21 protein-coding genes, 1 pseudogene and 1 riboswitch are annotated in these 23688 nt (G+C 71.3%); of the genes and pseudogenes, 9 read left to right on the top strand and 13 right to left on the bottom strand.

Annotation, left to right across the window (positions count from 1 at the left end; genetic code table 11):
* The first annotated feature begins 29 nt into the window (after positions 1-29).
* A complete protein-coding gene (gene nhaA, locus ABZ738_RS31920) occupies positions 30-1331 on the top strand; it encodes a Na+/H+ antiporter NhaA (protein WP_357219549.1) in 1302 nt (433 codons plus the stop codon).
* Positions 1332-1495: 164 nt separating this feature from the next.
* Here the strand turns inward: nhaA and ABZ738_RS31915 are convergent, their stop codons facing one another.
* From ABZ738_RS31915 to ABZ738_RS31860, 12 genes and pseudogenes are all read right to left on the bottom strand, one after another.
* Complete coding sequence (locus ABZ738_RS31915) at positions 1496-1834, bottom strand: monovalent cation/H(+) antiporter subunit G (protein WP_357219546.1); 339 nt, start codon at positions 1832-1834, stop codon at positions 1496-1498.
* Entirely contained in the window at positions 1831-2088 is a 258-nt protein-coding gene (locus ABZ738_RS31910) for a monovalent cation/H+ antiporter complex subunit F (RefSeq protein WP_131052860.1), read from the bottom strand. Before ABZ738_RS31910 ends, ABZ738_RS31915 begins: the two co-directional genes overlap by 4 nt.
* On the bottom strand, positions 2085-2444 hold the full coding sequence (locus tag ABZ738_RS31905; protein WP_131052861.1) for a Na+/H+ antiporter subunit E: 360 nt from the start codon (positions 2442-2444) through the stop codon (positions 2085-2087). Before ABZ738_RS31905 ends, ABZ738_RS31910 begins: the two co-directional genes overlap by 4 nt.
* Positions 2441-3955 (bottom strand): monovalent cation/H+ antiporter subunit D family protein, encoded by a 1515-nt coding sequence (locus ABZ738_RS31900; protein WP_357219542.1) that lies wholly within the window; start codon positions 3953-3955, stop codon positions 2441-2443. Before ABZ738_RS31900 ends, ABZ738_RS31905 begins: the two co-directional genes overlap by 4 nt.
* A complete protein-coding gene (locus tag ABZ738_RS31895) occupies positions 3952-4368 on the bottom strand; it encodes a cation:proton antiporter subunit C (RefSeq protein ID WP_131052863.1) in 417 nt (138 codons plus the stop codon). The genes ABZ738_RS31900 and ABZ738_RS31895 overlap by 4 nt, the downstream gene beginning before the upstream one ends.
* The gene (gene mbhE / locus ABZ738_RS31890) at positions 4365-7169 is read right to left on the bottom strand and encodes a hydrogen gas-evolving membrane-bound hydrogenase subunit E (protein ID WP_357219539.1); all 2805 of its coding nucleotides are present in this window, start codon (positions 7167-7169) and stop codon (positions 4365-4367) included. Before mbhE ends, ABZ738_RS31895 begins: the two co-directional genes overlap by 4 nt.
* A gap of 244 nt (positions 7170-7413) precedes the next feature.
* Complete coding sequence (locus ABZ738_RS31885) at positions 7414-8112, bottom strand: TrkA family potassium uptake protein (RefSeq protein WP_176093345.1); 699 nt, start codon at positions 8110-8112, stop codon at positions 7414-7416.
* Positions 8105-9433 (bottom strand): potassium transporter TrkG, encoded by a 1329-nt coding sequence (locus ABZ738_RS31880; RefSeq protein ID WP_176093346.1) that lies wholly within the window; start codon positions 9431-9433, stop codon positions 8105-8107. Before ABZ738_RS31880 ends, ABZ738_RS31885 begins: the two co-directional genes overlap by 8 nt.
* Positions 9434-9770: 337 nt before the next feature.
* Complete coding sequence (locus tag ABZ738_RS31875; RefSeq protein ID WP_357219536.1) at positions 9771-11417, bottom strand: ABC transporter permease; 1647 nt, start codon at positions 11415-11417, stop codon at positions 9771-9773.
* Positions 11417-12331: an ABC transporter ATP-binding protein gene (locus tag ABZ738_RS31870; RefSeq protein ID WP_357219533.1), complete on the bottom strand. Its 915-nt coding sequence runs from the start codon at positions 12329-12331 to the stop codon at positions 11417-11419. Before ABZ738_RS31870 ends, ABZ738_RS31875 begins: the two co-directional genes overlap by 1 nt.
* Before the next feature lie 111 nt (positions 12332-12442).
* Positions 12443-12916, bottom strand: a complete 474-nt coding sequence (locus ABZ738_RS31865) for a hypothetical protein (protein ID WP_357219587.1) — start codon at positions 12914-12916, stop codon at positions 12443-12445.
* A gap of 33 nt (positions 12917-12949) precedes the next feature.
* Positions 12950-13117: pseudogene (locus tag ABZ738_RS31860) on the bottom strand (TetR family transcriptional regulator); the annotation flags it as partial.
* A 130-nt stretch (positions 13118-13247) separates the two neighbouring features.
* A riboswitch (cobalamin riboswitch) is annotated at positions 13248-13421 on the top strand.
* A 30-nt stretch (positions 13422-13451) separates the two neighbouring features.
* On the opposite strand from ABZ738_RS31860, the gene ABZ738_RS31855 reads away from it, so the two are divergent.
* The 8 genes from ABZ738_RS31855 to ABZ738_RS31820 all read left to right on the top strand — a co-directional run bounded on the left by ABZ738_RS31855 (position 13452) and on the right by ABZ738_RS31820 (position 21313).
* The gene (locus tag ABZ738_RS31855) at positions 13452-14435 is read left to right on the top strand and encodes an ABC transporter substrate-binding protein (protein ID WP_357219530.1); all 984 of its coding nucleotides are present in this window, start codon (positions 13452-13454) and stop codon (positions 14433-14435) included.
* 71 nt (positions 14436-14506) lie between these two features.
* A complete protein-coding gene (locus ABZ738_RS31850) occupies positions 14507-15499 on the top strand; it encodes an iron chelate uptake ABC transporter family permease subunit (RefSeq protein ID WP_254876783.1) in 993 nt (330 codons plus the stop codon).
* Complete coding sequence (locus tag ABZ738_RS31845) at positions 15499-16260, top strand: ABC transporter ATP-binding protein (RefSeq protein ID WP_176093350.1); 762 nt, start codon at positions 15499-15501, stop codon at positions 16258-16260. The genes ABZ738_RS31850 and ABZ738_RS31845 overlap by 1 nt, the downstream gene beginning before the upstream one ends.
* Positions 16257-16955: a (2Fe-2S) ferredoxin domain-containing protein gene (locus ABZ738_RS31840; protein ID WP_176093351.1), complete on the top strand. Its 699-nt coding sequence runs from the start codon at positions 16257-16259 to the stop codon at positions 16953-16955. The genes ABZ738_RS31845 and ABZ738_RS31840 overlap by 4 nt, the downstream gene beginning before the upstream one ends.
* A 94-nt stretch (positions 16956-17049) precedes the next feature.
* Positions 17050-17790 carry a ThuA domain-containing protein gene (locus tag ABZ738_RS31835; protein ID WP_357219525.1) on the top strand — a complete coding sequence of 247 codons (741 nt, stop codon included), beginning with the start codon at positions 17050-17052 and terminating at the stop codon, positions 17788-17790.
* On the top strand, positions 17730-18830 hold the full coding sequence (locus ABZ738_RS31830) for a Gfo/Idh/MocA family oxidoreductase (RefSeq protein WP_176093353.1): 1101 nt from the start codon (positions 17730-17732) through the stop codon (positions 18828-18830). The genes ABZ738_RS31835 and ABZ738_RS31830 overlap by 61 nt, the downstream gene beginning before the upstream one ends.
* A 186-nt stretch (positions 18831-19016) precedes the next feature.
* Positions 19017-20039: a type II CAAX endopeptidase family protein gene (locus tag ABZ738_RS31825; RefSeq protein ID WP_357219522.1), complete on the top strand. Its 1023-nt coding sequence runs from the start codon at positions 19017-19019 to the stop codon at positions 20037-20039.
* 137 nt (positions 20040-20176) lie between these two features.
* Positions 20177-21313: a glutamate--cysteine ligase gene (locus tag ABZ738_RS31820; RefSeq protein ID WP_357219520.1), complete on the top strand. Its 1137-nt coding sequence runs from the start codon at positions 20177-20179 to the stop codon at positions 21311-21313.
* Between the two features lie 108 nt (positions 21314-21421).
* Here the strand turns inward: ABZ738_RS31820 and ABZ738_RS31815 are convergent, their stop codons facing one another.
* Positions 21422-23206, bottom strand: coding sequence for an N-acetylglutaminylglutamine amidotransferase (locus tag ABZ738_RS31815; RefSeq protein WP_357219517.1), 1785 nt, complete (start codon positions 23204-23206; stop codon positions 21422-21424).
* Positions 23207-23688 lie beyond the last annotated feature (482 nt).

Raw genomic sequence — 23688 nt, 5'->3', positions numbered from 1 at the left:
GGGCATCACGCGTGACGGAGGCCCGGTTCATGGCGGAAGTGCATCGAGACTCTCCTTCGCCCCGGTATGGCAGGTTCCGGCGATGGGTGTCGTTGGAGACCACGAGTGGGGCGCTGCTCCTCGTGGCGGCCGTCGCGGCGCTGGTGGTGGCGAACTCGCCGTGGCGCGGGGCCTACGCCAGCCTCTCCGCAGCGAGGATCGGACCGTCCGACCTGCATCTGGATCTGTCCGTGTCGGCGTGGGCGGCCGACGGGCTGCTCGCGATCTTCTTCTTCGTGGTGGGTGTGGAGCTCAAGCAGGAGATCGTCGCCGGGAGTCTGCGCCGGCTCGGCGAGGCGGCGGTGCCGGTGCTCGCTGCGGTCGGCGGGATGCTGGCTCCGGCCGTGGTCTTCGTGGTGGTGGTCGTGGCGCGGGGCGACCCGGCGGCGTTACGCGGCTGGGCGATTCCGACCGCCACGGACATCGCGTTCGCGTTGGCCGTCCTGGCGATCTTCGGTCGGGGTCTACCCGTCGCGCTCCGCACGTTCCTGCTGACCCTGGCGGTGGTCGACGACCTGTTGGCGATCATCGTGATCGCCGTGTTCTACAGCGGCGATCTCGACGGGCTCGCTCTCGCGCTCTCGTTCGCCGCGGTGGCACTGTTCGCGGTGGTTGCCCGGTCGAGACGACCGAGCTGGTGGCTGTTGCTGCCGGCGGCGGCGCTGGCGTGGGGTTTCATGCACGCGTCGGGGGTGCACGCGACCATTGCCGGGGTGCTGCTCGGGCTCTGCGTGACGGTCCGGCCGGTCTTCGGCGAGCCCGAGGGTCGGGCCCACCGGTTCGAGCAGGCCGTGCGTCCCGTCTCGTCCGGCTTCGCGTTGCCGGTGTTCGCGTTCTTCGCCGCAGGCGTCACGCTCGTCGACGGCGAGGGCATCGGGGTCCTGTTCGCCCAGCCGGTGCTCCTGGCGATCGTGCTCGCCCTGGTGGTCGGCAAACTCCTCGGCGTGCTCGGGGTCACGGCGTTGGTCACGCGGTTCACCGGTCTGCGGTTGCCGGATGCGATCGGGGTACGTGACCTGTTGCCGATCGGGTTCCTCACCGGCATCGGGTTCACCGTCTCGTTGCTCATCTCGGAGCTGTCGTTCCCCGATGCCGTGCACACCGACGGTGCGACGGTCGGCGTGCTGGCCGGTACGCTGCTCGCCGCCTTCCTCGCTGCGCTCACCCTGCGGTGGGACGCCCGTAGGGCGCGGGAGCGGGACATGAACAGGGACGGTGTCGTCGACAGCGACACCCGTCCGATCCGCGATCCCGCCGAGGAGGAACCCGGCCCGGGGTTCGGGAGCCGATGAGCACAGCGCCGGCCCGCACGCACGGACCCGCCGCGGGTCGTGCTACTGGCCGACCAGAAGTCGCATCAGCAACGCCATGAGGGCCACGAACAGCACGGCACCGGCGAGGACGAGGATTCCGCCGTTGGCGTCACACCATTGGCTCCATCGGGAGGGCATCACTGTCACCCGTTCCTTTCCGGCTGATCGGTGATCTCGCCAGGGTCGGTGTTGCTGCTGAATCGGTGACCGGACAGCACGGCGGACCGGGCGATCACCATGCCGCCGACGGCCGAGGTGGCCAGTTGCAGCACGATGGCGATGATCGCCTTGACCGTGTTCGACAGGTCGGGGTCGAGGAAAGCCGCTCCGGCGACGATGAACGTGATGCCGAGCCCGGCGGCGGTGGCCACTGCCGAGGTGCGGGTGTAGGGGTCGGGCAGGCGGTGCAGTCCGATGGCCGCGGCGACGAAGATGGCCGCGCCGAGGAGTGCGAGGACCTGTCCCACGATCTCCAGGATCATCGGCGTCCGTTCGCGATCGCGCGGGCCAACGAGACGGCGGCGAGGAACGCCACCAGGGTGGCGACCAGGACCAGGTCGAAGGTGCCGTGGCGGTGGGCGCGTACGCCGATCAGTGCGATGAGACCGATGACGGCGAAGGTGAGCAGGTCGGCGGCGATGGCCCGATCGGCGGGGGTGGGTCCACGGGCGATGCGGTAGGCCGACACGAGGAAGGCGAATCCGCAGCCGGCGATGGCGATGTCCAGAAGGATCATGGTCGGTCTCCGAGGCTCAAGGCGAGCAGCATGCGTCGTTCCATGTCGCGAAGGTCGGCCAGGGCGCTCTCGGTGTCCTGGTGGTACATGGAGTGCACGAGCAGCGCCTGACCGTCCTGGTCGTGGGCGACCACGCCGAGGGTGAGGGTTCCGGGCGTGAGAGTGATGAGCACCCCGATGAGCGCCACGTGCAGGTCGGTGCGGGAGTCCAGCGGCATGCGCACCACACGGGGGGTGGTGGTCAGGCCCGGCGTCAGGATGTCGACCAGGACCGTCCAGGAGGACTGGACGATCTGGCCGGCGAACCAGAGCGTGAACAGCACGAGCCGGATCGGAAGGGTGAGTACGCGTGTCATCGCCGCACCGCCTCGAGGTAGGAGGAGGTGTCGAGCAGGCCGTCGGCGGCGGTGGAGGCCAGGCCGAGCAGGAACTCCCCGCCGAGGCCGAGGCAGACGGTGACGGCCGCCAGGATCGCGGCCGGTACGACCAGGCTGGTCTTCACCGTGGTGCGCTCGGCGGTGAGCAGTTGTCCGGTGCCGGCGGCCGGGTCGTCGGGACTGTCCGGTGGGGGAGACGCGGCGAACACCGCGTTCCAGATCTTCAACATGGACAGCAGCGTGATCAGGCTGACCGCGAGCGTGATCGCGACCACCGCCAGGTGGCCCGCGTCGGCGGCGGCCATGATGAGGGTCAGTTTGGCCACGAACCCCGACAGCGGTGGCAGGCCGGCCAACGACAGCGCGGCGAGACCGAAGCTGACCGCCAGCACGGGTTCGCGGCGGACGATTCCCCGGAGCCGGTCGAGTCGGCCGGTGCCGTAGTGGGTCTCTATCGCGCCGGTGGACAGGAACAGCGAGGCTTTGACGATCATGTGGTGCAGCAGGTAGAAGATCCCGGCGGTCAGTCCGGCGGGCGTGAACAGGGCCACTCCGAGCAGGATGTAACCGATCTGGCTGACCATGTGGAAGGCGAGGATCGAGCGCATGGTGTCCGCGCCGACCGCGGCCAGCACGCCGACGAGCATCGTCGCGCTGAACACGACCAGGCCGATCCACAGGTAGCGCTGGTCCCCGTCGAACACCACGGCGTAGATGCGGTAGATCGCGTAGATCGCCACCTTGGTGTGCAGGCCGGAGAAGAGGGCGGTCACCGCCGGGGAGGTCGAGGGGTAGGCGCGGCCCAACCAGCCGTAGGTCGGCACCACCGCCGCCTTCATCGCCAGCGCGAACAGGCAGATCGCGGTCGCGGCCGCCACCAGCGGTGAGTCGGCGGCGGCGCCGGCGAGTTCGGCGAGGTTGACGGTGCCGGCCGTGCCGTAGAGCAGCGCGATCCCGGCGAGGAGGACGGTGGAGACGAAGAGGTTGAACGTGACGTACAACCGGGAGCCGCCCACCGCCGCCGGGTGGCCCTGGTGCCGCCGGGCGAGGATGAACAGCCCGTACGACGGCAGCAGCATGACCTCGATGAAGACGAAGAGGTTGAACACGTCGGCGGTGAGCAGCGCGCCGTTGACGCCGGCGGTCAGGGCCAGCACGAGTGGTGCGAACAGGCGCAGCCGTCCGGTGCCGCTGGCGAGCGCGAACAGGACACACACCAGGGTGAGGAGCCCGGTGACGGTCACCATGAGCGCCGCGAGGGTGTCGGCGACGAACGGGATCGCGATGCCGGACGTCCAGCCGCCCACGCCGTGGGCCAGAACGGTGCCGTCACGGGTCGTGGTGACCAGGGCGACACCGGCCGCCAGGTTGGCGGCGAGCACGGTGACCAGCAGCCGGATCGGCCATCGGGTGTCGGCACGCGCGAAGGCGGTGATTCCGGTCCCGGCGAGCGGGACCGCGACGAGAAGCGTCAGCAGCGTACCGGTCACGACGTCACCTCCTGCCGGTCGCGGGGCTCGCCGGTGCGGTCGTGCCCGGTGCTCGTGGTCGCCGCTCCGGTCGGCCTCTCGGGATCGTCGGGTTGCGGCGCCTCGGTCGACTGGTCACCCGACGGTCGGGGCCGACCGGTGACGGCCAGGACGAGCAGGTAGATCGTGATCGCGAAGGCGATCACGATGGCGGTCAGCACGAACGCCTGCGGCAGCGGATCTGCCGTGGTCGCCGGATCCGGGTCCGGCCCGAGCGGCTCACCGCGCCGGTTGATGCCCCCGGCGCTGAACAGCAGCAGGTTGACGGCGTGGCTGAGCAGGACGAAGCCCAGCACGACGCGGAGGAAGTCGCGTTGCAGCAGGAGGTAGACCGCTGCGGTGACGAGCGCTCCGACGGTCAGCGCGAGAATCACGGCGTGGCCCCCTCGGTCTGGCGGGCGTCGGCCCGCGTGTCGGTGTGGGGCTGGTGCGGTGGCGTCGGCGGTCGTCGGCCGGGTGTGTCGGTCGAGGCGGCGCCGAGCAGGCGTAGCGCCGCCAGGATCACCCCGAACACCGCCAGGTACACGCCGACGTCGAAGACGAGGGCGGTGGTCAGCTTCACGCCGAGAACCTCGGCGTGCAACGGCCGCAGGAACGAGCCGTCGACCAGGCCCAGCGCGCCGGTGCCGACCGCCACCAGGATGCCGGCGCCGGCGATGGCCAGGAAGGGCCGCTGGAGCATGCGGGTACGGGCGGAGGACGCCGACAGGTACGCCAGCGCCAGCGCACAGGTCCCCAGCAGGGCGGCGATGAACCCGCCGCCTGGTGCGGTGTGGCCCCGCAGGAGCGCGTAGAGCGAGCCGAGCAGCATCAGCGGGACCAGGAAACGGTCGAGCACGGTTAGGAACACGGCGTTGCGCTGCGGATCGGACAACGGGTTGTCGACCTGCGGCTCCGACGTGCCCCCGACGGCCGGGTGGGCGGTGAGCAGGGCGCTCACCGCCATCGCCGCGACGGCGACGACGACGAGTTCACCGAAGGTGTCCAGGGCGCGGAAGTCCACCAGGATGGTGTTGACGATGTTGGTGCCGCCGGTGAGGGTCTGCGCCTCGCGGATGAAGTGTTCCCCGGCCGGGGAGAGCGAGCGGTGTCCGGTGAACGCCAGCGTCGCCAGGGTGGCGGTGGTCCCGGCGGCGAGGGCGGCTGCGGCGGCCAGCACCGAGCGCCTGGTGCCGACGGCAGCGAAGCGGGGACGCATACGACGGAGCACCAACACCATGATCACGACGGTGAGGATCTCGACCAGCAGTTGCGTCAACGCCACGTCGGAGGCGCCGAGCACGAAGAACCACATGGCGACGGAGAACCCCACGACGCCGGTGGCGATGACCGCGGTCAGGCGTACCCGGGCGCGGACCACCGTGACGATCCCGACCATCATGACCACCAGTAGTCCCACGTCGATCGCGTGCGGGCGCAGGGTGGGCGGTGCTCCCGGCCACCCGGCGACCACCCCGAGGCCGGCCAGTCCGAGCAGTACGACCGGCGCCGCCATGTGGGCGGCGGGGGCGTCGTTGCGGGTCAACGCACCGACCCGGCGACCGAACGCGATGGTGTTGTCGTGCAGGGCCTGGACCGCCCGTACCCCTGAGCCGGGGAACAGCGCCCGGTCCAGGAGCCGGTCGGTGTGGCCGCGCCACACCGTCAGGAGCACCCCGGCCGCGATCGCGAGCACCGACAGCATCAGCGGCCCGCCGAAGCCGTGCCACAGGTAGACGCCGCCGATCTCGGAGAGTGTGGTGCCGGCGGTCGCCGCCGCCGCGCCGCGCACGAGATCGGCGAGCAGCCAGCCGGCGACTCCGAAGACGGTGCCGGCGAGTGCGGTGAGGCTGATCGCGGCGGACATCGACGCGGTCGGACGCCAGGGCCGGACCTCCGGGGCGGGGCCGGGGAGGAGGGTGAGGATCACCCGGGCGCTGTAGGCGACGGTCAGCACCGCACCGGCGGCGGCGACCAGCGCCACCAGCCAGCCGATCGCCGGTGCGGCGGGTGCGTCGAGCATGGCCTCGAAGATCATCTCCTTGCTGATGAACCCGAGGGTCGGCACGATTCCGGCCATGCTGGCCACGGCGAGTGTGATCATCGCGGCGGCCCACGGCATGGACCGGGCCAGGCCACGGAGGCGGCGCAGGTCGCGGGTGCCGGTCCGCCGTTCCATCAGCCCGACGTGCATGAACGCCGCCGACTTGAACAACGCGTGCGCGGCGATGTGCACGCTGGCGGCCAGCATCGCCTCGGTGGTGCCGATGCCGATCACCGCGACCAGCAACCCGAGTTGGCTGACCGTCGAGTACGCCAGCAGTTCCTTCATGTCGTGCCGTTGCAGCGCGAACAGCGCGCCCATCACGGCGGTGAGCAGGCCGACGGTGACCAGCAGGACCGGCCAGACCGGCGCGTGCGATGCCGCACCGGCGAAGAGCATCAGCAGGTAGATGCCCGCCTTGACCATCGCGGCGGCGTGCAGGTAGGCGCTGACCGGTGCGGGTGCGACCATCGCGTCGGCCAGCCACGCGTGGAACGGGAACTGGGCGGCCTTGGTCATCGCCGCCACCGCGACCAGCACCGCCACCGTGGTGCCGAAAGCCGCGTCGGCGGCCCACGCCGGATGCGCGAGGGCGGCGGTCAGGTCGGTGGTGCCCGTGCGGGCCGCGACGAGCGCCACGGCACCCAGCAGCGACAGCCCGCCGGCCACCGTCACCAGCAACGTGCGGGTCGCCGGTGGTCCGGCGGTGGGGCCGGACCGGGCGATCAGCAGGTACGAGCAGACGGTGGTCAGCTCCCAGGCCACCCAGAGCACGACCAGGTCGTCGGCCAGCACCAGCAGCAGCATCGCCGCGGCGAATCCGGTCATCAGGGTGTAGAAGCCGGTCGGCCGCCGATCGGTGAGGTACGACGTCGAATAGACCATGATCACGGCGCCGATCCCGAGGACCAGCACCGCGAAGAGCATCGAGAGCCCGTCGAGCCGCAGTCGCAGCGCCACGTCGACCGTCGGCATCCACGACACGGTCTCGGACACGGTCCGTGCACCCGCGCCGGCCTGGATCAGTACGCCGACGGCCAGCAGCAACCCGCCGCCCAGGGCCCAGCCGGCCTGTCGGCCGAGCAGGCGGGTGAGGACGGGGACCAGCGGCACGGATACCGCGACGACGAGCAGAGCCAGGGTCAGTGGCATGGCACGGCCCTGGTCCGGGCGATGGATACGCGTGATCTCAGCGTGGGGGTGACAAGGTGCACGGGGTCTCTTTCGGGGTCGGCTCGACTATCGCCGACCAGGCTTCCCGGCACACCTGCCACCCAGCCTAGTACACGTCTTCCCTGCTGAGCGAACCCAGCAGGGCGAGATCAATGCCTCATCGACCTGTCCGAACCCCGCCGTCGACGGTGCCGGGAGCGGTCGGCGGGCGAGAGCCGTATCGTCAGCGCAACCTGCCGAACGCTTCGGCCCTGGCCGTTTCGCCCGCCACGATGATGGTGTCGTCGCTGCCGAGAACCGTGTCCGCCGTCGCGTAGCCCCAGGTGCCGGTGCGGGGCTTGACCGCGACCACGGTGATGCCGTGGGTGGCCCGGACGTCGGTGGTCCCCAGCGGTCGACCGACGACATGGGCGGGCGGACGCGTCTTGACCATGGCGAACCCGTCCTCGATCTCGATGAAGTCGAGGATGTCGCTGCGGACCAGATGTGCCTCGCGGCGTCCCATGTCGTGCTCCGGGTACACCACGTGGTGGGTGCCGAGCTGCTTGAGGATCTCTCCGTGGGCGTCGCTGGTGGCTTTGGCCCACACCGTCGCCGCGCCGAAGCGCAACAACAGCGAGGTCGTGAGGATGCTCGACTGCAGGTCGCTGCCGATCCCGACCACCGCGCGGTCGAACTGGTGCACCGACAACTGCCGTAACGTCGTCTCCTTCGTCGAGTCGGCGCGCACCACGTGAGTGAGACGGCCGTTGAGCGACTGGACGGTCTCTTCGTCGGCGTCGATGCCCAGGACATCGGTGCCGGTGGCCATCAGCTCCAGCGCCAACGCGCTACCGAAGCGTCCCAGGCCGATCACGACGACCGCGTCGGCGCCGAGAGAACGGCCGGGCCGTCGGAAGGAGAAGGGGTTCGACTTAGCCAATGATCGGCCGCTCCTTGGGTAGTTCGTACAGGCGGGTGCGGTGGCGGAACACCAACGCCGTGGCCAGGGTGATCGGCCCCAGGCGGCCGACGAACATCAGCACCACCAGCAAGACCTGTGCTGCTGCCGGCAGATCGGCGGTGATGCCGGTGGACAGGCCGACCGTGGCGAAGGCCGAGACGACCTCGAACAGGGTCCGGTCCAGACCGAAGTCGGTGGCGGCCATCAACGCGATGGTCGAGGACACCACGACGGCCACCGCCAGCAGCGCGATGCTGATCGCCTGGCGGTGGGTGGAACGCGGTAGCCGCTTGCCGAGGATGTTGACGGCTCGCTCACCCCGGATCTCGGTGATGATCACGAACAGCAGCACGGCGAAGGTCGTGACCTTGATTCCTCCGGCGGTCCCGGCCGGCCCGCCGCCGATGAACATCAGGACGCTGGTGCCCAGCCAGGTGACCGGTTCCATCGCTGAGGTGTCCACGCTGTTGAACCCCGCCGAGCGCGCCATCGTCGAGTGGGTGAACCCGGCGAGGAGCTTGGCGGGCACGCCCAGCGGCCCGAACGTGCCCCGGTTCGACCACTCGCTCACGGTCACGAAGATGCTACCCAGCAGGAGCAGTGTGCCGGACATCAGCAGGACGATCCGGGTGTTCATCGTCCAGTGCAGGGGGCTACCCCACTCTCTGCGCAGTTGCAGCAGCACCGGATAACCCATCCCGCCGAGGATGACCGCCGCGCACAGCGGCAGACACACCCACGGGTCCGCGACGTAGCGCACCAGGCTGTCGCTGTGCAGCGCGAACCCGCCGTTGTTGAACGCGGAGACCGTGTGGAACACCGCCAGCCACGCGGCACGGCCCGGTGCGGACTCGTAGCCGGCGAGCAACCGTACGAACACCACCAGCGCGACCACCGCCTCGATGGCCAGCGTGGTCTTCACGATGCCGGTGACCAGCGCGCCGACGCTGCCGATGTCGACGGTCTTGACCTCCTGCGCCATCGACAGCCGCGACCGCAGACCGATCCGACGCATCACGCTCAAGCCCAGCAACGAGGCGAACGTCATGACACCGATCCCGCCGATCTGGATCAGTACGAGGATGACCACGTGTCCCAGCGGCGTCCAGTAGGTCGGCGTGTCGACCACCACCAGGCCGGTGATGCAGACCGCCGACACGGCGGTGAACAGCGCCTCGACGAAAGTGGCCCGCCCCGGCCCGGGGTGCGCGGCGGGCAGCATCAACGCCCCGGTACCCAGCACCACCGACACCGCGTACGCGAAGACGATGACCTGTGGCGGGCGGATCCAACGCCTCATCCGGCCACGCCAGGCGACGTGTGGTGTCGATGATGAGGATCGGAACGACCTCGCCGGGCAGCACTGCGGCGACCCGAGACCGGACAGTCGCCCCCAGACGGTACGCGGCGTGTCAGCAGCGTACGGCGAGGTCGTCTCCTCGCACTGCTCTCGGCCCGAACCGACACCGGCGGTCGCCTCTCACTAGCCTCGCGACGCCCGTGTCCGAACGTCGGCCGACCAGACTTCCCGGCACACCGGCGGCCATGTTACGCACGACCCGCCGGCCGGGGCCGGCGGGTCGTGCGTATGAGGCGGCTCCCACCTGCGTCACCGACCAGCCACGACGAGCCGGGGCTCAGGCGCCGCCGGTCAGGTCCCGTCGACCGAAGGCGGCCACGGCCGCCCGGAGCAGGGCACCGGAGAGCAGGATCAGCACCGCGACCGCGACCACGCTGACGTTCTCGCGCGGGTACTCGCCGACGTGCGCGAACGGCGACAGCCGGAGCAGCCCGTCGGGGATGTCCAGGACCGGGGCGAAGTAGGCGGCGATCAGCCCGTATCCGAGCGGCACCCAGATCACCGGCAGTGCCCGGGGTGCGGTCGCGTACAGCACGGCGGCGATGGACAGTACGAGCCAGACCGCCGGGGTGTGCGCGACATGACCGAGCAGCAGGGTGGCGATCAACCCGGTGTCGCCGGTGCTCACCGCAGCACCGACGCCCATGCCGAGCCCGGCGACCAGCAGCAACCAGAGCACGCCGACGGCGGTGACTGCCACGTGGCCGCCGAGCCAGCCGGCCCGGCTCACCCCGGTGGCCAGCACCGGCTCGGTCCGTCCGTCGGTCTCCTCGGCGCGCAGCGTGTGCATCGCCAGCACCGCGTAGACCCCGACGGCCAGCGCCATGGTCACGCCCATCATGCCGAGGTAGCCGTCGAGCATGTTCGCCGAGCCGCCCATGATCTCCACCAGGTCCGGTGGGGCGTCGGCGAAGCCGTCGACCAGCGGTTGGGTGAACGACCCGTAGGCGACACCGGCTACGAGCAGGGCGACGCTCCAACCGATCAGGCCGGCCCGCTGTAGGCGGAACGCGAGCGCCGACGGTCCGTCCAGCCACGCGGCGGCCCGGGGCGATCCCGGCCGGGGCGGTACCAGGCCGGCGCCGAAGTCCCGGCGCGTCGACAGGACGTAACCCAGCGCGGCGGTCGCCGACGCGGCCAGTAGTGATATCACCAGAGGCCACCAGCGGTCGTAGACGTACGGCGCGGTCTGCTGGGACCAGCCGATCGGCGACAGCCAGGACAACCAGGTCGCTCCGCTGCCCTGCACCGTTGCCATGTCGCCCAGCCCACGCAGGACGAACGCGGCGCCGAGCGTGGCACCGGCAGCGCCGGAGGCCGCCCTCGGGTACTCCGACAGTTGGACCGTGAGCGCGGCGATGCCGCCGAAGACCAGCGCCGCCGCCCCGATGGACGCGCCGAACAGCAGCGAGCCGGTCGGGTGGTAGCCGCGGGCGGCCATCATCGCGCCGGTCAGCACGGCTACCAGCACCGCCATCGCGGCGGTGAGGATCAGTGCGGCGGTGAGCGGAGCGTGCCGGCCGACGACGTTGGCCCGGATCAGTTCGGCGCGGCCCGAGCGTTCCTCGGCGCGGGTGTGCCGCACGACGGTCAGCATCCCCATGAGGCCGGCACCGATGATCACATAGAGCCCGTACTGCCCGGCGAGAAACCGCTCGACGGTCAGGTCGTCGAAGCCGAAGCCGGGTCCGCCGAACAGCGCTCCGGCGGGGCTGGAGGTGAAGGCGGTCAGACCCGCCAGGTCCTGCGGGGTCTGGGCGACGGCCTCCAGCGCGGTGGTGAAGTACGCCATCAGCAGTGGCAGGCCCAACGTCCACGCCGGGAACCGCAACCGGTCCCGGCGCAGCATGAACCTGAGCAGGGTGCCGGTCCCGGTCGCGGAGGAACCGGTGCGTACCGGGCCGCGCGGCGTCGTCGTGGTCATCACGCCACCTCCGTGGCCGAGGCGTGCGCGGGCTGGTCGCCGTAGTGACGCAGCAGCAACTGCTCCAAGGTCGGCGGGCGGACGGTCAGTCCTCGCACCTCCAGGTCGCCGAGCCGGCGCACCACGGCGGCGAGGTGTTCGCCGTCGACCTCGAAGCGGAGGTGGCCGTCCTCGGCCCGCAGTCCGTGTACACCGGCCATCCCGGCCACCGCGTCGGCGGGCTGGTCGGTGACCACGTCGACCGACGTACGGGTCAGGTGGCGTAGCTCGGTCAGCGAGCCGGTCTCGACGATGCGTCCCTGCCGGATGATCGAGATCTGGTCGGCGAGCACCTCGACCTGCGCGAGGATGTGACTGGACAACAGCACCGACCGGCCGGCCTCCTTGGCCTCGCGGATGCACTCCTGGAACACCGCCTCCATGAGTGGGTCAAGCCCCGCGGTGGGCTCGTCGAGCAGCAGCAGTTCCACGTCGCTGGCGAGCGCGGAGATGAGCGCCACCTTCTGCCGGTTGCCCTTGGAGTAGGTGCGGCCCTTCTTGCTCGGGTCCAGGTCGAAGCGTTGGCACAGTTCGTCGCGGCGGACCGGGTCGGCACCGCCGCGCAGCCGGGCGAACAGGTCGATCGCCTCGCCGCCGGTGAGGTTCGGCCACAGTTCCACGTCGCCGGGGACGTACGCGAGCCGACGGTGCAGGGACACCGCGTCCGCCCACGGGTCACCGCCGAGCAGCCGGGCCTGGCCTTCGTCGGCGCGCAGCAGGCCCAGCAGGATCCGGATGGTGGTGGACTTGCCGGCGCCGTTGGGGCCGAGGAAGCCGTGCACGGTGCCGGCGGCGACGTGCAGGTCCAGCCCGTCCAACGCGCGGACGCGGCCGAAGGACTTGGTGACGTGTCGGATGTCGATGGCAGCAGTCATCGCGGGAGACCTCGTTCGAGGAAGGCCCGGCACACCGGGCCGGAACGGATGCCGCCGACCGGTGGGACCGGCGGTGGAAGGAGGGGCCACGCCCAGAGGGCAATGTGGTGACTACGGTGCAGCGGTGTCCGCGCCGGGGGCGGCAGGCGGATCCGGGACGTACATCAGGTACTCGTCGAGCATCGACCGGTCGACGAGCAGCCCTTCGGTGAACAACTCCAGGGCCGGCAACGTGAGATCGTCGATGTAGCGGCGGAACAGGGCCGCGAACTGGTCCGGGGCGGCACCGGCTCCGTGCAGGGTGAACCAGAGCACCATGCTGCCGGTGGCCTGGTAGGCCAGATACCGCGCACGGGCGGCGGGGTCCCGGCTGGGCTTGATCACACCGGCGGACTCGGACGTGGAGAGGTATTCCTCCGCGTCGGCGATCATGTGCTCGATGAGTGTGGCCACCAGCTCACCACCGGCCTGCATGCTGCGCAGCAGGTATCGCACGATCGGCGCGTACTGCTCGACCTCCGCCAGTTGCGCCAACAGGGTCGTGCCGGTGCCGTCGGTCAGTGTCTTCGCCTTCTGCTCGCGCATCACGGCGAGCACCTGTTCGTCGCAGGCGCGACGCAGGCCGTCCTTCGAGCCGAAGTGATGAACGATCAGACCGGCGGCGACACCGGCGTCGGCGGCGATGGCGCGCAGCCCGGCACCGAATCCCTCCCGAGCGAAGCGGGAGATGGCGGCGTCACGGATACGGCTCGCGGTGGCGAACTCGCCACCGCGCCCTGCCGACATCACGTCGTCCGACGCCACGACACCAGATTAAACACCCGTTCAACGATCCCGCAATGGCCGTCCCGGGGCAGGCGGAGCCGACGTGGACTCCCGCCATGATCTAGGCCACTGACGGTGCTGCCTGCGTTGGTTAGGGTGACCTCGCCGTGGTGCTCGGGAAGCCGGTGTGAAACCGGTGCGGCCCTCGCCACTGTGATCGGGATGCTGGAGGCCACCGCAAGGTCACTGGGCGTATGCCTGGGAAGGCCGGCCACCGGCGCACCACCCGTCAGCCAGGAGACCGGCCACGGCACCTGTACGACCCGTCCACGAGGTGCTGGAAGGTGGTCCCGCTATGCGGTTCCCTGCGTCCTGGCGCGTTGCTGCGCCGCTCTCCGTCATGCTCGCCCTGGTCGGCGGATGCTCCGCGACCGGCCACAGTGAGCCGACTGCCACGGCCCCCGCCGCCGGGCCGGTCTCGGTGACCAACTGCGGCATAGCGGTCACGGTCCCGAGCCCTCCCGCGCGGGTGGTGACGATGAACCAGCCTGCCACCGAGATCATGCTGGCGCTCGGCCTGGAGGACCGGATGGCCGGAACCGCCTACCTCGACGACGAGGTGCTACCGGAGTACGCCGCCGCGTACGCGAAGGTGCCGGTGTTGGCCAAGGAGTACCCGTCGAAGGAGAAGTTGCTCGAACTGGAGCCCGACTTCGTCTACGCCTCCTTCTCGAGCGCGTTCGGCGACGAGGGGGCCGGTGACCGCGCCGACTGGCAGAAACTCGGCGTGGGAACGTACGTCTCCGCCGCCGGATGTCCGAAGGAGACGCGACCGGCGAAGCTGGCGATCGACGACGTGTTCACCGAGATCCGGGAGATCGCCACGATCTTCGGCGTCGCGGAGCGGGCCGAGACGCTGATCGCCGACCAGAAGCAGCGCATCGCGAACGTGTCGGCGGGCGCGAAGGGCACGCGGGTGCTCTGGTGGGACGGCGGCAACGACGCGCCCAGTGCCGGCGCCTGCTGTGGCGGCCCGGCGATGATCATGTCTGCGGCCGGGGTCACCAACGTCTTCGACGACCTGACCGGCAGTTGGGCCGACACCAACTGGGAGGCCGTCGTCGAGCGCAACCCCGACGTCATCGTGCTCGTCGACGCGAGCTGGGACACCGCCGCCGACAAGCAGGCGTTCCTCGAGAAGCACGCGGCGCTCAGGGACCTGCCGGCCGTCAAGGGCAAGCGGTACGTCACCCTGGCCTTCTCCTCCACCGCGGCCGGGGTGCGGAACGTGCTCGCCGTGGAGGCGCTGGCCCGGGGCGTCGGCGGGGTGAGCAGCTGACCACCGTCACCACCCGGCCGGCGCAGACTACTCCGGCGAAGCCGGTCCGAGCGGTGCGCATGGTGGCCGTGGTGGTCGTACTCGCGGGTGGCCTGGTGTTGTCGGTGGGCGCGGCCGTGACGGTGGGGCCCGCAGACCTGTCGCTGGGCACCGTGTGGCTGGTGATCACCGATCATCTCGGCCTGACGAGCGCCGACGTGCCGCTGCTGCGGGACCACATCGTGTGGGAACTGCGGCTGCCGAGGGTGCTGGGCGCCGCCGTGGTCGGGGCCGGCCTCGCCGCCTGCGGGGCGGTCATGCAGACCGTCACCCGCAATCCGCTCGCCGACCCGTACCTCCTGGGTGTCTCCTCGGGGGCGTCGCTGGGTGCCGTGGCCGTCCTGGTCCTGGGACTCGGCGCGGGTGCCGTGGCGCTCACCGGGGGCGCGTTCGTGGGGGCGCTCGCCGCGTTCGCCGTCGTGGTCGCCGCCGCCGGCCGGCGCGCGGTCCTGCGACCGACCCGGGTGGTGCTGGCCGGCGTCGCCGTCGCGCAGCTCTGCGCCGCGCTGACGACGTTCGTGATCATCTGGGTGGCCCATCCGCATGCCACCCAGAGCATCACCTTCTGGCTGTCCGGCTCGCTCGCCCGCGTCGACTGGACCGCACTGGCGTGGGCGACGCCGCTGCTCGCGGTGGGGTTCGCCGTGATCCTCCGGTTCGCCCGCGCGCTCAACGCGTTCGCGTTCGGCGAGGAGGCCGCCGCCGCCCTCGGCGTGGACGTCCGGCGTGTCCGGTGGCTGCTGCTGGTCACCACGGCGCTGCTGACCGCCGTGCTGGTCTCGATAAGCGGCGCGATCGGGTTCGTCGGCCTGATCCTGCCGCACGCCGTGCGGCGGTTCACCGGCCCCGACCACCGGCGGCTGCTGCCGGTCGTGGTCCTCGCCGGAGCGATCTTCCTGATCTGGGTGGACACCGCGGCCAGGACCCTGTTCGACCCCCGCGAGCTGCCGGTGGGCGTGCTGACCGCCCTGCTCGGGGTGCCCGCGTTCGTGCTACTGCTGCGCCGAGGGGACCGGAACACCTGATGCTGGAGATCCGCGACGTCTCGTGGTCGGTGCCGGCCGCGCGACTCCTCGACGGCGTGACGTGCGCAGCGCCGCGCGGCACCCTGGTCGGACTGCTCGGCCCCAACGGGTCCGGCAAGACCACCCTGTTGCGGGTCGTCGCCGGGTTGATCGCCCCCCGATCCGGGACCGTGACCGTCGCGGGCGACGACGTGGCCGGGCTGCCGCGTGCCACCGCGGCACGGCGGATGGCCCTGCTCGCCCAGTACGCCGAGACCGACCTCGACCTGACCGCGCTCGACGTGGTGCTGCTCGGCCGCACCCCGCACCGCCGCTCCCGCTGGTCGGACACCGACACCGACCGGGCCGCCGCCGCCGACGCGCTCGACCGCGTCGACATGACCGGGTACGCCCACCGCCGCTGGCAGACGCTCTCCGGCGGGGAACGCCAACGGGTCCAACTCGCCCGGGCCCTGGCCCAGGAACCGCAACTGCTCCTGCTCGACGAGCCCACCAACCACCTCGACATCGGCCACCAGCTCCAACTGCTGGGCCTGGTCCGTCGCAGCGCCGTCACCACCCTCGCCGCCCTGCACGACCTCAACCTGGCCGCGATGTTCTGCGACCTCGTGGTGGTGCTGCACCACGGTCGGGTCGTCGCCACCGGAACGCCTGCCGACGTGCTGACGCCTGCGCTGCTCGCCGACGTGTACGCCGTGGACGCCGACGTGACGGTCCATGATGGACGACCGGTCATCACCTACCGGGCCCCGGCAGTATGAACGTCCTGCTCGTCTCGCGCGGGGCGGCCCACCACGGCGGCCACGACGCGATCCACCGCCTCGCCGCAGCGGTCGCCGAGGCCGTGGGCGTACCGGTGCGGGCCTGTTTCCTCGACGGCGCCGAGCCCTCCCTGCACGTCGCCCTCGACGCCGTACCGGAGCATGACGAGGTCCTGCTCGTGGCCGTGCACCTGCCGCCCGACCGGTACCTCGACACCTGGCTCCGCCGCGCGGTGGCCCACTGGCGTACCACCCGGGACCGGCAGGTACGCGTGCTGCTCGCCCCGCCGTTGGCGACACAGCCCGCGCTGGTCACGGCAGTCAGCGACGCCGTCACCGGCGACCACACCACGCTCGACGGCAACCCCGGACCGTTCCGCAGCCCCGCCTGGTCGCAGATCACCCGACACCGCCGACACGTGCTGGTGTGCCGTGGGCCGCGCTGCACCGCGTACGGCGCCAACCAGGTCGCCGCCACCCTCGGCGACCGCCTGAAGGCGAACGGCCTCGGTGACGACGACGTCCTGGTCACCTCGACCGGTTGTCTGTTCCCCTGCAACCTCGGGCCGCTCGTCGTCGTGCATCCCGACGACACCTGGTACGAACACGTCGACGCGGACCTCGCCGTCCTCATCGCCGACGTGCACCTGCGCGACGGCACACCGGTCGACGGCAGACGCCCACGCGACTCGTGACCGCGAAGCCCGGTACGGTTATCGACGGTCGTCATGGCGTGGGCGTCGGCCCGGACGGAAGCGTCCTGGGGCGACGGGTCGGGAAGGAGCGGGTGTGGTGCGGCGCAGAGCCCTCGTGGTCCGAGGCGGATGGGCGGGTCACCGGCCGGTCGAGGCGACGGAGCTGTTCATCCCGTTCCTCGAACGCAACGGATACGAGGTACGGGTGGAGGAGTCGACGGAGGTCTACGCCGACGCCGCCGAACTGGCCGCCACCGACCTGATCGTGCAGTGCATGACGATGTCGCAGATCACCGGGGAGCAGGTGGCGGGCCTGGCGGCGGCGGTCGTCGCCGGGACGGGTCTCACCGGCTGGCACGGCGGCATCGTCGACTCGTTCCGGGCCTCCTCGGACTACCTGCACCTCATGGGCGGCCAGTTCGCCGTCCACCCCGGCGTCGAGCCGTGTGCCCGTGGCGGCGGAGAGCAGGACAGCTTCCTGCCCCACTCGGTCACGATCACCGACCTCGGCCGGAACCATCCGATCACCGCCGGGATCGAGGACTTCGACCTGGTCACCGAGCAGTACTGGGTGCTGCACGACGACTTGATCGACGTCCTGGCCACCACCACCCACCCGACTCAAGCGTGGCACCCGTGGCACCGGCCGGTCACCTCGCCGGCGATCTGGACCCGCACCTGGGGAGCCGGGCGGATCGTCGTGACGACTCCGGGACACAGCCTCGACGTGCTGGAACACACGGCCGTCCGTACCGTCATCGAGAGGGGAATGCTGTGGGCGACCCGCACGGCGTCGGCATCGTCGGTCTCGGGGTCATCTCCCGCGCGTACCTGAGCACGCTCGCCCACCACCCCCGGGTCCGCGTCGTCGCGGTGGCCGACCTGGACGCGGCCCGGGCTTCCGCTGCCGCCGCGACCATTCCCGGCGCCGAGGCGGTGAGTGTCGAGCGGCTGCTCCACCACCCCGAGGTGGCGACGGTGCTGAACCTGACGATCCCGGCGGCGCACGCCGAGATCTCGGGCGCGGCGATCGACGCCGGACGGAACGTCTACGTCGAGAAGCCGCTCACCGTCACGTTCCCGGAGGCCCGGTCGCTCATCGACCGGGCCTCGTCGGCGGGCGTCCGGGTCGGATGCGCGCCGGACACCGTCCTGGGCACCGGTACGCAGACCGCCCGGGCGGCGATCGACGGTGGACTGATCGGCCGCCCACTCTCCGCGTCGGCCGTCATGGTCACTCCGGGCCACGAGCGGTGGCACCCCGACCCCGACTTCTACTACGCCCCGGGTGGAGGCCCGCTGCTGGACATGGGGCCGTACTACGTCTCGTCGCTGGTCCACCTGCTCGGGCCGGTGCGTGCGGTGATCGGGGCGGCGAGCCGGCTGCGGGATACCCGGACCGTCGGCTCGGGCCCCCGACTCGGGCAGCGGATCCCGGTCGAGGTGCCGACCCACGTCAGCGGCGTGCTGGAACACGCGGACGGCGCCCTGTCCACCCTCACCACCAGTTTCGACGGTGTCACCACGACGGCCGCGCCCATCGAGGTGCAGGGGGAGAGCGGCACCCTCGCCGTACCCGATCCGAACACCTTCGACGGCGAGGTCCGTCATGTCGCGCTCGACGGCCCCGGGTGGCGGGTCCTCGAACCGGGGGCCGGCTACGTCGCCGCCACCCGAGGGGTCGGCCTGATCGATCTCGTCGGGGCCGACGAGGCGCGTCCGCCCCGGGCCAGCGGCGAGGTGGCGCTGCACGTCCTCGACATCATGACCGCGCTGCTCCGGTCGGCCGCCGAGGGCCGACGGGTCGAGTTGACGACGACGGTGGCACGCCCCGCACCCGTCCCGTTGACCCCGGCGCAGGAGTGGTCCCGGTAGCCGGTCCTCGGCGCGGGCGACCGGCCTTGTGGAGCACGTGCTGAGCGCGTGAGCGGCGACCGTACCCGCAGCCCGTGCCGGTGGCTGCGCGGACGGGGCAGCGGCGCGAATTCCTACGATAGTCGTAGCCGGGGTTCATGCAGACGACAGACGATCCGGCGGGCGCGTCCGGACAGGCTGTAGCGCATGACGATCACGCTTCCCGAGTCGGAGAGCCCCACTCCGGCGCCCGCTCCGGTCCCGTATCACCGGCTCGCTCGTACCGACCGGCACCGCTGGTGGCGGCCCCTGCTCGGCACTGTGCTGATCATGGTGGGGTTGCCGGTGGTGCTGATCGGCGGGTTCGGGGCCGCCAGCGCCGTGGTGTGGTTGCTGGACGGGCCGGAGGATTTCCTGGGCGGCAGCCCGGAGGCCGAGCTGGCCGTCACCATGGTCACGCTGGGACTGCTGATTCCGTTGACGTTGCTGGCCGCCCGCTGGGTCCAGCGTCGCCCGGCCGGGACGGTGTCGTCGGTGGTGGGCCGGTTGCGGTGGCGGTGGCTGGCGACGTGCCTCCTGGTCGCCGTACCGGCGTTGGTGCTGCATCTCGGGGTGCTGAGTCTGCTGCCCGGTGGCAGCCAGGAGAGCAACTGGGCGGGGTGGGAGCGGGTCGCGGCCGGTCTGGCCGTCGTGGTGCTGCTGGTGCCGTTGCAGGCGGCCGGTGAGGAGTACCTGTTCCGGGGCTGGCTGATCCAGGCGTTCGGGTCCTGGATCCGGTCGCCGTGGCCGGGGATCGCGGTGTCGTCGGTGCTGTTCGGCCTGGCCCACGGCTGGGGAACCGGCTGGGGCATGGCCGACCTGGTCTTCTTCGGCGCGGTGACGGCGGTCGTGACGATCCGCACCGGTGGGCTGGAGGCCGCCATCGCACTGCACGTGGTCAACAACGTGGCGGGGCTCGGGTTTGCGGTCGTGACCGGCACGCTGGAGGCGCAGCAGGCCGACGTGTCGGCGAGGGCTGCGATGATCAGCATGTGCGTGACCGGCCTGTACGGCGGTGTGGTGCTGTGGCTGGCCCGTCGCCGCCGCGTCGAGAACGGCACCGGCCACGCATCGGTCGGCAACGACGACGCGTTCGACCTGGTCAGCATCCCGCTCTGGATCTTCGGTGCCTACCTCGCGGTGGTCACGGTCGCGCCGGACGTCGCGCCGGTGTCGTGTTGTGCGGCCTGACCTGTGGCCTGATCTGCGGCCGGACGGGGGCGTGTGATGGGCGTGGTGGTGGCGGGCGTCGTTTGCCGGTGCCGTGCTCGGGAAAGCGGGGTCTCCGGCGGCGAGCATCGTCGCCACTGGCGGATGGGACGTCGAGGATGGGTGATCACGGGGTGTCGGCGCCGGAGTTCGAGGTGACCCCACCCCTGACCTTGGGGGTCGAGGAGGAGTTCCTGCTGCTGGACCCGGCGACCGGGGAGAGCCTGCCGGTGGCCGGGCAGGTGCGGGCGGCCCTGCCCGCCGACGCCCGTCGACAGAGCCGGCAGGAGTTCCGGCACAGCATGGTCGAGATGGTCACCCCGGTCTGCACCGAACTGAGCGAACTGCGGGAACACCTGCTGACGCTGCGCCGCGCCGCCGCCGACGCCGCCCACGCCGCCGGAGCGAGCCTGGTCGCCCTCGGGGCCACCCCGGTGCGGGAGGAACACCGGTCCGTACCGGAGGAACCGCGCTACCACGCGATGTCCCGCCGATTCGGCCCGGTCGCGCACGATCCCGCCGTCTGCGGCTGTCACGTGCACGTGGGCCTGCCCGACCGGGAACTGGCCGTCCAGGTCGGCAACCACCTACGGGGGTGGCTTCCGGTCATCCACGCCATCACGGTGAACTCGCCCCTGCACGACGGGTACGACACCGGGCACGCGAGCTGGCGTTCCATGCAACTGGAACGCTGGCCGAGCATCGGACCGACCCCCTACTTCGCCTCCGCCGCCGAGTACGACGCCACCGTCGCCGACCTCGTGGAAGCCGGGATCATGCTCGATCCCACGATGGTCTACTGGTATGCCCGTCCCTCGGCGAACTACCCCACGATCGAGATCCGGGTCGGTGACGTCTGCCCGAGCGTCGACGACACCGTGCTGCACGCGGCGCTGGTCCGTGCCCTGGTCACCACCATGGTCGACGACATCCGGCGTGGCACCCCCGCACCCCGGCTGCGCAGTTGCCTGGTCGCCGCCGCCCACTGGCGGGCCGCCCACCACGGCCTCGACGGTGACCTCATCGACCTGCGGACCACCCGGCCCCGACCGGCCTGGGACCTGGTCGCCGACCTGCTGACCGTGGTCAGCCCGGCATTGAGCGTGCACGGCGACCTCGACTACGTGCGGCAGCAGCTCGACCGGCTCCGCCGCACCGGCACGGGCGCCGCCCGGCAGCGGCTCCTGCTCGGCGACACCGGCGGCGACATTCCCACGCTGCTGCACCACCTCGCCGTCCAAACCACCACCGGCTGACCCGTTCCGGCGCTCACGGCTGCCGTGCTCGGACGCGTGCACGGTGACCAACCGGCCCGCCCGTTCGCCGGAGCGGGTGGGGTGCCCCGCCACCCAGGGGGCGGTCGGTCAGCGGATGTCGTGGGTCTGGAGCCAGAGTTCGAGCAGACCGAGCTGCCAGAGCTTGTTGCTGCCGGCCGCCGCCTGCGCCGCGTCGGGGTCGTCGAGCAGGTGCGCGACGTACTCCGGCCGGAACAGGCCCCGCTGCCGGGCGGCCGGGGCCCGGAGAGCGTCGACGACCATGTCCCGTACCGCGCCGTCCACGTTGCGCAACGCGGGAACCGGGAAATAGCCCTTGGGCCGGTCGATGACGTCGGCGGGCAGCACCTCCCGCGCGACCTCCTTGAGTACGCCCTTGCCGCCCTGGGCCACCTTGTGCTCCGGCGGGCAGGCCGACGCCAACGTCACCAGATCCTGGTCCAGGAACGGGGTGCGGACCTCCAGCCCCCAGGCCATGCTCATGCTGTCGACCCGCTTGACCGGGTCGTCGGGAAGCATCCGGTGGGTGTCCAGCCGCAGGACCGCGTCCAACGCGGTCTGCGCGCCGGGCGCGGCCAACTCGGCGAGGAGCAGCTCGCGGCTGGCATCGTGGTCGCAGGCGTACGCGGGGGAGACCACCCGGCACAGTTCGGCATGATCACGGTCGAAGAACGCCGACGCGAAGGTCTCCACCGCCCCGTCGCGCGGCACCTCGGCGAGCGGCTGGTGGTAGCCGTACCCGGCGAACACCTCGTCGGCGCCCTGCCCCGACTGGGCCACCTTGACGTGCCGGGCCACCTGCTCGGACAGCAGGTGGAAGGCGACCACGTCGTGGCTGCCCATCGGCTCGGTCATCGCGGCCACCGTGGCGCGTACCGCCGGGACCAGGTCGTCGTCGGCGAGCCGGATCCGCTGATGGTCGGTGTCGAAGGTGCGGGCGACCAGGTCGGAGAAACCGAACTCGTCGCCGGCCTCGCCGCCACGGCTGTCGAATCCGATGCTGAAGGTGCGCAACTGCTCCTGCCCGGCCTCGGCGAGCAGCGCCACGATGAGGCTGGAGTCCAGTCCACCGGAGAGCAACACCCCGACCGGTACGTCGGCCACCAGCCGTCGGCGTACGGCGGTGCGCAGTGCGCCGCCGAGCGCCGCCTGCCAGTCCCGGGCGTCCATGCCGGAGTGGGCGGGGTCGCGGGCGTACTCGGGTCTCCAGTAGACGCGTTCGCGGCTGCGCCCGTCCGCCTCGATGACCCGCAGCGTCGCCGGTGGCAGCTTGCGCACGCCGCGCAGCACCGTGCGGGGCGCCGGGACGATGGAGTGCCAGGAAAGATAGTGGTGCAGGGCCACCGGGTCGATGGTGGTGTCGACGTCGCCGCCGCGCAGCAGCGCGGGCAGGGTCGAGGCGAACCGCAGCCGTCCCGGGGTCTCGGTGAGATAGAGCGGCTTGATGCCGAGGCGGTCGCGGGCCAGGACCAGCCGTCGACGCGTCCGGTCGACCAGCCCGATGGCGAACATGCCGACCAGGTGGTCGACGAACGCCTCACCCCAGTGCGCGTACGCGACGAGGATGACCTCGGTGTCGCTGGTCGAGGTGAAGTGGTGCCCGGCGGCGCGCAGCTCCTCGCGCAACTCGGGATAGTTGTAGACACAGCCGTTGAAGACCAGGGCGAGCCCCAGATCCTCACGGACCATCGGCTGGGCACCGGCCTCGGAGAGGTCGATGATGGTGAGCCGCCGATGCCCGAGAGCCACCCAGTCGTCGCTCCACAGCCCTTCGCCGTCCGGCCCACGGGACCGCATCGCCGTACTCATCCGGTCCACCGCGTCGGTGTCCGGCCTCGCGCCGTCGAACCGTGCCTCCCCGCCGATTCCGCACACGTCAGTGGGTCCTGATTCCTGCGGGTGATGCCGGCACCGGTGACGACTCCTGTCTTCGGAGGCAGGTAGTGGTGGTGCGCCGCGACGTGCCGCCGAGTCGGGTGGGCGGTCCGCATACCCGCTGGTCAACGCCCGAAACCGCCACCACGCGGCGCCGCTCGCTGCCGTACTGGCGTGTGGCCGTGCCTGCCACCGTGCGGTCGTGCCTGCTGTGTGCGGCCGGGTCCGCGTCGTGTGGCCGTGCCCGTCGCCGGGAGTCGTGCCAACGCGGCCTGCTGCCGGGTCTCGGCGAAGCGTTGTGGCGTGCTGGGGTAGGTGGGGAGATTTGTTGTCGCTCCAGCGACAACAAATCTCCCCACCTTCGCCGTGGTTGGTGGCCCCACCCGTTCGGGCCGGCTTCGCGGTAGCGGAGCCGGCCCGAGTGGTGTTGATGGGTGTCAGCAGTCGAAGTACATGGCGAACTCGTGTGGGGTCGGGCGCAG

The sequence above is a fragment of the Micromonospora sp. NPDC047793 genome (assembly GCF_040642635.1).
Lineage (GTDB): Bacteria > Actinomycetota > Actinomycetes > Mycobacteriales > Micromonosporaceae > Micromonospora.
Note: the sequence above shows the minus strand (reverse complement) of the source record. Positions and strands in the feature narration are given on the sequence as shown.

Bases quoted from the DNA above. Each gene is read 5' to 3' on its own strand.
- ABZ738_RS31910 (WP_131052860.1), bottom strand. From the start codon at position 2,088: ATGATCCTTCTGGACATCGCCATCGCCGGCTGCGGATTCGCCTTCCTC.
- ABZ738_RS31855 (WP_357219530.1), top strand. From the start codon at position 13,452: ATGCGGTTCCCTGCGTCCTGGCGCGTTGCTGCGCCGCTCTCCGTCATG.
- ABZ738_RS31840 (WP_176093351.1), top strand. From the start codon at position 16,257: ATGAACGTCCTGCTCGTCTCGCGCGGGGCGGCCCACCACGGCGGCCAC.
- ABZ738_RS31880 (WP_176093346.1), bottom strand. From the start codon at position 9,433: ATGAGGCGTTGGATCCGCCCGCCACAGGTCATCGTCTTCGCGTACGCG.
- mbhE (WP_357219539.1), bottom strand. From the start codon at position 7,169: ATGCCACTGACCCTGGCTCTGCTCGTCGTCGCGGTATCCGTGCCGCTG.
- ABZ738_RS31820 (WP_357219520.1), top strand. From the start codon at position 20,177: ATGGGTGATCACGGGGTGTCGGCGCCGGAGTTCGAGGTGACCCCACCC.
- nhaA (WP_357219549.1), top strand. From the start codon at position 30: ATGGCGGAAGTGCATCGAGACTCTCCTTCGCCCCGGTATGGCAGGTTC.
- ABZ738_RS31870 (WP_357219533.1), bottom strand. From the start codon at position 12,331: ATGACTGCTGCCATCGACATCCGACACGTCACCAAGTCCTTCGGCCGC.
- ABZ738_RS31875 (WP_357219536.1), bottom strand. From the start codon at position 11,417: ATGACCACGACGACGCCGCGCGGCCCGGTACGCACCGGTTCCTCCGCG.
- ABZ738_RS31915 (WP_357219546.1), bottom strand. From the start codon at position 1,834: ATGATCCTGGAGATCGTGGGACAGGTCCTCGCACTCCTCGGCGCGGCC.
- ABZ738_RS31825 (WP_357219522.1), top strand. From the start codon at position 19,017: ATGACGATCACGCTTCCCGAGTCGGAGAGCCCCACTCCGGCGCCCGCT.
- ABZ738_RS31905 (WP_131052861.1), bottom strand. From the start codon at position 2,444: ATGACACGCGTACTCACCCTTCCGATCCGGCTCGTGCTGTTCACGCTC.
- ABZ738_RS31865 (WP_357219587.1), bottom strand. From the start codon at position 12,916: ATGCGCGAGCAGAAGGCGAAGACACTGACCGACGGCACCGGCACGACC.
- ABZ738_RS31845 (WP_176093350.1), top strand. From the start codon at position 15,499: ATGCTGGAGATCCGCGACGTCTCGTGGTCGGTGCCGGCCGCGCGACTC.